Annotated in this window: 6 protein-coding genes; all 6 read left to right on the top strand. The window is 75.0% G+C overall.

Annotation, left to right across the window (positions count from 1 at the left end):
- Positions 1–17: 17 nt before the first annotated feature.
- The 6 genes from ABZU46_RS30695 (at position 18) to ABZU46_RS30670 (ending at position 5,997) form a co-directional block, all read left to right on the top strand.
- Positions 18–1,559, top strand: coding sequence for a lipopolysaccharide biosynthesis protein (locus ABZU46_RS30695; RefSeq protein WP_354863197.1), 1,542 nt, complete (start codon positions 18–20; stop codon positions 1,557–1,559).
- Between the two features lie 8 nt (positions 1,560–1,567).
- Positions 1,568–2,470, top strand: coding sequence for a sulfotransferase domain-containing protein (locus ABZU46_RS30690; RefSeq protein ID WP_354863196.1), 903 nt, complete (start codon positions 1,568–1,570; stop codon positions 2,468–2,470).
- Positions 2,467–3,729: a hypothetical protein gene (locus tag ABZU46_RS30685; protein WP_354863195.1), complete on the top strand. Its 1,263-nt coding sequence runs from the start codon at positions 2,467–2,469 to the stop codon at positions 3,727–3,729. The genes ABZU46_RS30690 and ABZU46_RS30685 overlap by 4 nt, the downstream gene beginning before the upstream one ends.
- A gap of 215 nt (positions 3,730–3,944) precedes the next feature.
- Positions 3,945–4,421 (top strand): UDP-N-acetylglucosamine--LPS N-acetylglucosamine transferase, encoded by a 477-nt coding sequence (locus tag ABZU46_RS30680; RefSeq protein ID WP_354863194.1) that lies wholly within the window; start codon positions 3,945–3,947, stop codon positions 4,419–4,421.
- Positions 4,418–5,080 carry a glycosyltransferase gene (locus tag ABZU46_RS30675; protein ID WP_354863193.1) on the top strand — a complete coding sequence of 221 codons (663 nt, stop codon included), beginning with the start codon at positions 4,418–4,420 and terminating at the stop codon, positions 5,078–5,080. Before ABZU46_RS30680 ends, ABZU46_RS30675 begins: the two co-directional genes overlap by 4 nt.
- Positions 5,077–5,997: a glycosyltransferase family 2 protein gene (locus ABZU46_RS30670; protein WP_354863192.1), complete on the top strand. Its 921-nt coding sequence runs from the start codon at positions 5,077–5,079 to the stop codon at positions 5,995–5,997. The genes ABZU46_RS30675 and ABZU46_RS30670 overlap by 4 nt, the downstream gene beginning before the upstream one ends.
- Positions 5,998–6,016: the final 19 nt, after the last annotated feature.

Raw genomic sequence — 6,016 nt, 5'->3', positions numbered from 1 at the left:
CTGCCGGCACGGTCGACATCGGCGCGGCGGAGACGCGCCGCAGCGCCCGCAGCGGCGTGGCCGGCCTGCTCGGCGCCGCCACCAGCGGACTGTTCGGCTTCGTGCTGGCCGTGGTGATCACCCGGGGGTACGGAACGGCCGGCGCGGGCGCGTTCTTCGCCGCCATCGGCGTGGTCACCGTGGCCACCGCGGTCTGCACGCTGGGCGCGGAGACCGGTCTGATGTGGGCGCTGCCCCGGCGTCGTCTCGGAGTCCGGGGGGACGCGGCCCGGGTGCTTCCGGTGGCGCTGATCCCCCCGCTGCTGGCCGGGCTCGTGGTCGCCGGCGTCGGAGCGCTGAGCGCCGACGCGCTCGCCCCCCGACTGCTGCGGGGCTCGGGCGACGGCGGCGACGCGTTGCTGACGCTCACCTTCGCCGCCGTGCCGGTGGTGGTGGCGATGACCCTGCTGCTGGCCGCGCTGCGCTGCGTACGACCCATCCGCGCGTACGTCGGCGTGCAGTTCCTGCTGCTGCCGGTGGCCCGCCCGGCGCTGGTCGGCGCGGCCGCGCTGGCCGGCGGCGGCCTGCTCGCCGGGATGACCGGCTGGCTGGTGCCGGCGGCGCTGGCGCTGCTGGCCTGTCTCACCCTGGTGGCCGGCCCGCTCGGCCTGGGCCGGGGCGCGGCGCTGCGACCGGGCCGGGCCGACTGGTCGACGTTCTGGCGTTTCGCGCTGCCCCGGGCCGCCTCGGCGGCCATCGACGCGGGCAGCATGTGGGTGGGGGTGCTGCTGACGTCGGTGCTGGCCGGGCCGGCCGACGCGGGCGTGTTCGGCGCGGTCGGCCGGTACGTGCTGGCCGGCCAGCTCGCCATGCAGGGGTTGCGGGTGGCGGTGTCACCGCAGCTGTCCCGGCTGCTGGGGCGTGGTGAGCGGGCCGCCGCGGCGGCCGTGCACCGGCAGTTGACCACCTGGGGGCTGGTGCTGTCCTGGCCGGTGTACCTGCTGCTCGCGGTGTTCGCCCTCGCGTTCCTGCAACTGTTCGGCCCGGAGTTCACCGCCGGCGTGCCGGCGATGACGGTGCTCGCGCTGGCGATGCTGGTGAACACCGGCGTGGGCAACGTGCAGAGCCTGCTGCTGATGGGCGGGCGCAGCGGGCTGCACCTGGTGTCCACGCTGGCCGGGCTCACCGTGACCGTCTCGCTCGGGCTCTGGCTGATCCCCGGGCACGGCGCGACGGGCGCGGCGCTCGCCTGGGCCGCCGGCATCGCCACCGAGAACCTCACGGCCGCCGCGTTCGCCCGCGCGGTGGTCGCCGAGCCGCTGGTCGACGCCGCGACGCTGCGCGCGGCGGCGGCCACCCTCGGCGGTGTGGGCCTCGCGGCGGGGATCGGCGTGCTGGCCGGGGGCCGCGGCCTGCCGGGCCTGGCGGTGTCGCTGGGCGTGCTGCTGGCCGGTTGCGTCGGCTTGTTGACGTTGCCCCGGGTGCGCGCCGGCATCCGGGTGACCATGAGGCAGATCCGTGGATCCGACGACGCGGCCACGGCCGCCGGGGTCGGCCCGGAATCGACGAGAGGCAGGTGAGGGCCATCGTGGCGTCCATCCGTGACCGGGTCAAGCAGCTGGTGCCGACCCAGGTGACCACCCGGGTGAAAGAGTCCCTGGTCGACTACGGGGTCCGCACCAGTGACCGGCGACCCCTGCCGGACTTCCTGATCATCGGCACCAAGCGGGGCGGCACCACCTCCCTGTGGAACTACCTCATCCAGCACCCCCTGGTGCCCCGGCTCTTTCCCGCCTGGAACACCAAGTCGGCGCACTACTTCGAGGAGCACTGGGGCCGGGGCGAGGCGTGGTACCGCTCGCACTTCCCGACCGAGCGGCAGCGCGAGGCCCTCGCGAAGCGGCACGGCGGGCCGGTCCGGGTCGGCGAGGCCGCCCCGCTCTACATGTTCCACCCGCTCGCCGCGCAGCGGGTCGCCGCTCTGCTGCCGACGGTGAAGCTGATCGTGCTGCTGCGCGACCCGGTCGAGCGGGCGTACTCGCACTGGAAGGAGCGCCGCACCCACGGCATCGAGCCGCTGGACTTCGCCGCCGCGCTGGCCGCCGAGCCGGAGCGCACAGCGGGGGAGCGGGAGCGGCTCATCGCCGAGCCGGAGGCGTTCAGCGAGGCGTACGACTGGTACACGTACCGGGCCCGGGGGCGTTACCTGGAGCACCTGGAACCGTGGCTGGAACGCTTCGACTCCGAGCAGATCCTCTTCCTGCCCAGCGAGGACCTGTACCGCGACTCCCGCGCCACGTACCGGCGCACCCTCGACTTCCTCGGGCTGCCCCCGTACGACCTGCTGAACTTCAAGGTCTACAACGACCGGCGCTCCGCGCCGCTGGAGCCGGCGGTCCGCGCCGAGCTGACCGACTACTACCGCCCGTACAACGACGCGCTGCGCGAGCGGCTCGGGTTGGACCTCGACTGGGCGGACCGGGCGGCGTGACGACCGGGGTCACCCCGGCCACCGATCCCCGGTCCCGGGTGGACGGGCTGGGCTGGGTGAGCCGCGCGGTGTTCCCGGACGACCGGGTCGGCCTGACGGTGGGTGGCGCGCTGCCGGCCGGGCACCGGGCGGTGGCCCGGTACGCGGTGGTGCCGTCGGTGGCCCGGGCGCGGTTCCTCGTGCCGCTGGGCGCACCCCGGGCCGGCGCGGCGTCGTTGCTGGCGTACAACGCGTTGCGGCCGCCGAAGGTGCGGGCGCTGCGGGCCGCGCTCGGTGGGCTGGCCCGGTTCGGCGGGGCGGGTCTGGCGCCGTTTCCGACGTTGACCGTCTCGGTGCCGGTGGGGGCGGCCGTGACCGAGCTGCTGCTGACCGAGCGGCTCGCCGCAGCGCTGGGCGGTACGCCGCTGTTGGCCGCGTGCGGTGTCCGTCCACCGGACCCGAACGTCAAACCCACCCTGCAACTGTTCACCGTCGACGGTCGTCCGCGCGGCTACGCGAAGATCGGTTGGAACGACGCCACCCGGGCGCTGGTCACCGCCGAGGCCAGCGCGCTGCGGGCGTTGCGCGCGGTGACCGGCGTCGTCGACCATCCGGTGCCGCCGGGGCTGCTCACCGAGACGGCGTGGGCCGGCCAGGCGGTCGCGGTGATCGAACCGCTGCCACCGGACGTACGCGGCGTGCCGGCCGACGACCCGCCACGGATCGCGGCGTTGCTCGCGGTCGCCCGCCGCGGGGCCCCGGCCGGAGCACCGCGACCGCTGGCGTCCTCGACGTTCCTGACCCGGTTGGCCGCCCAGGCCGAGCGGGCCGCCGCGGCCGGGCCAGCCGGGGCGCGGGCGGTCGCCGCGGTCGCCGCGCTGGCCCGCCGGCACGGCGACACGGCCGTCGAGTTCGGCCACTGGCACGGCGACTGGGTGCCCTGGAACCTGGGCACGTACGACGGCCGGCTGGTGGCCTGGGACTGGGAGCACAGTGGTCCGGACGTGCCGGTCGGCTTCGACCTGGCGCACGACGCCTTCCAGCGGTCGCTGGTGCTGCGCGCCGAACCGGCCGCGGTGGCCGCCGTGGCGGTGGACGGGCAGTTGGGCCGGCATGGTGCGCGGCTCGGCCTGGGCACGGCGCAGTGCCGGCTGGTGGCCGACGCGTACCTGGTGGAGATGTGGCTGCGGACGTGGCGGTTGGCGGACGCCGGCGCCGGGTGGAACGGCGCGCTGCATCCCGCACTGTTGGACGTCATCGAGAAACGACATAGCGACTGAACTGGAGACAACGCGACGCCGGGTGCGCGTCGCAGAGTGACGACATAATGGCAGGTCGTGATGACGATCGATGGGCTGCGGGGCCGACAGCGGCTCTGACGACGCCGAGTGGAGATCGTCGCCTCGCCCGGTCGCGCTATTCAACGACCGGAAAACCTGTGATCTGCTTCTGCCTGGCGTGAATCGGAATTCCAAGCTGACTTGTGGGGAGTCGCGTGGACACGAACAACGACGACGAGCCGCCGGTGCTGCTGCTGGTGGGATCCAGCGGCGGCCACCTGGCCCAACTACTTGCCCTGCGGCCCTGGTACGAACGGTGGCGGCGCTGCTGGGTCACCTTCGACACCCCGGAGGCGGTGTCACTGCTGGCCGGTGAGGATCTGGTGCCGGCGCACCACCCGACCACCCGCAACGTGCCGAACCTGCTGCGCAACGCGCGACTGGCCTGGCGGGTGCTGCGGGGCCGGCGGGTCGCCGCCGTGGTCACCACCGGCGCCGGGGTGGCCGTGCCGTTCGTGGTGCTGGCCCGCCTGCGTCGCATCCCGACCGTCTACATCGAGGTGTACGACCGGATCGACACCCCGACGCTGACCGCCCGGCTCTGCCGGCCGTTCCTGTCCGCGATGCTCGTGCAGTGGGACGAGCAGCGCCGGCAGTACCCGGAGGCCACCGTCGTCGGGACCCTGCTGTGAGCGGGGAGACGGGCACGGCCCGCCGCGACACCGTCGCCGACCCGTCCCGGCTGCCGCGCCAGCGCGACACCACCGACGTCGAGCAGACCCGGCTGCTCGTCGCGGTCGGCACCGACAAGCACCCCTTCGACCGGCTCGTGGACTGGTTGACGCAGTGGCACGCGCAGTCCGGCCCGGTCGGGTTGACCCTGCAGCACGGCCACACCACGGCGCCGCCCCTGCCGGGCGCGGTGCCCTTCCTCGGTCACGACGCCCTGCAACAGGCGATGGCCGACGCGGACCTGGTGGTGTGTCACGGCGGCCCGGCGACGATCCTGGAGGCCCGCCGGCACGGGCACCTGCCCATCGTGGTGCCCCGCGACCCGTCGCGCGGTGAGCACGTCGACGACCACCAGCAGCTCTTCGCGCGTCGGCTCGGCGCGGCCGGGCTGGTGGCGCTCTGCGAGACCCGGGAGGCGCTGCACGACGCGCTCGCCGCCGGGCAGGCCGACCCGTCCCGGTACGCGGTGGCCGCCGACCCGGCGGCGCACGAGGCCCGGCGCGCGGCCGTCGCCCGGGTCGGGCAGATCGTGGATGACCTGGTGGCCCGGTCGGCCCGGCGCCGACCCCGCTGGCGGAGGGGGCCGCGACCCGGCCAGGGTACGGAGGAGACCAGATGACCGGACAGCCGAGCGTCAGCGTCGTGGTGCCCACCCGGGACCGCCCCGAGCTGCTGCGCGCCGCCCTCGCGGCGATCCTCGCCCAGGAGTACCCGGGCCGGATCGAGGCGGTCGTCGTGTTCGACCAGTCCACGCCCGACGAGTCGCTGACGGCCCTCGCCGGGCCGGACCGGGCGGTGCGGGTCATCGGCAACGGGCGCGCGCCGGGGCTGGCCGGGGCGCGCAACAGCGGCACCCTCGCCGCCGAGGGTGGGCTGATCGCGTTCTGCGACGACGACGACGAGTGGCTGCCGGGCAAGCTGGCCGCCCAGGTCGATGCCCTGGCCGCCGACCCGGCGGCCGAGTTCGTCTGCTGCGGCATCCGCGTCAGCTACGACGGGCACACCGTCGACCGGGTGCTCGACAAGGACCGGATCACCCTCGACGACCTCCTGCGGGACCGGTTGACCGAGCTGCACCCGTCCACCTTCCTGATCCGCGCGACGGCGCTGCGCGAGGGCTTCGGCCTGGTCGACGAGGAGATTCCGGGCAGTTACGCGGAGGACTACGAATTTCTGCTGCGGGCCGCCCGCAGCGCGCCGCTGATCAACCTGCCGACGCCGTCGGTGCTGGTGCGCTGGCACAAGCGCTCGTACTTCGCGCAGCGCTGGGACACCATCTCCGAGGCGTTGCAGTGGCTGCTGCGGCGCTACCCGGAGTTCGCCACCCAGCCGGCCGGTGCGGCCCGCGTCGCCGGGCAGATCGCGTTCGCCCAGGCCGCCTCCGGTGACCGCCGGGGCGCGCTGCGCTGGGCGCGACGCACCCTGCGCAGCAATCCCCGCGAGCCGCGCGCCTACCTGGCGCTCGCGGTCGCCGGTCGGGTGGTCCGGGCCGACGCGGTGCTGCGCACCCTGCACAAGCGCGGCCGGGGCATCTGATCCGTCGCGCGGAGCCGCC

Origin of the sequence: Micromonospora sp. NPDC005197 (assembly GCF_040608295.1) — a bacterium.
Lineage (GTDB): Bacteria > Actinomycetota > Actinomycetes > Mycobacteriales > Micromonosporaceae > Micromonospora.
Note: the sequence above shows the minus strand (reverse complement) of the source record. Positions and strands in the feature narration are given on the sequence as shown.

Coding starts and splice junctions, on each gene's coding strand:
- ABZU46_RS30670 (WP_354863192.1), top strand. CDS start 5,077: ATGACCGGACAGCCGAGCGTCAGCGTCGTGGTGCCCACCCGGGACCGC.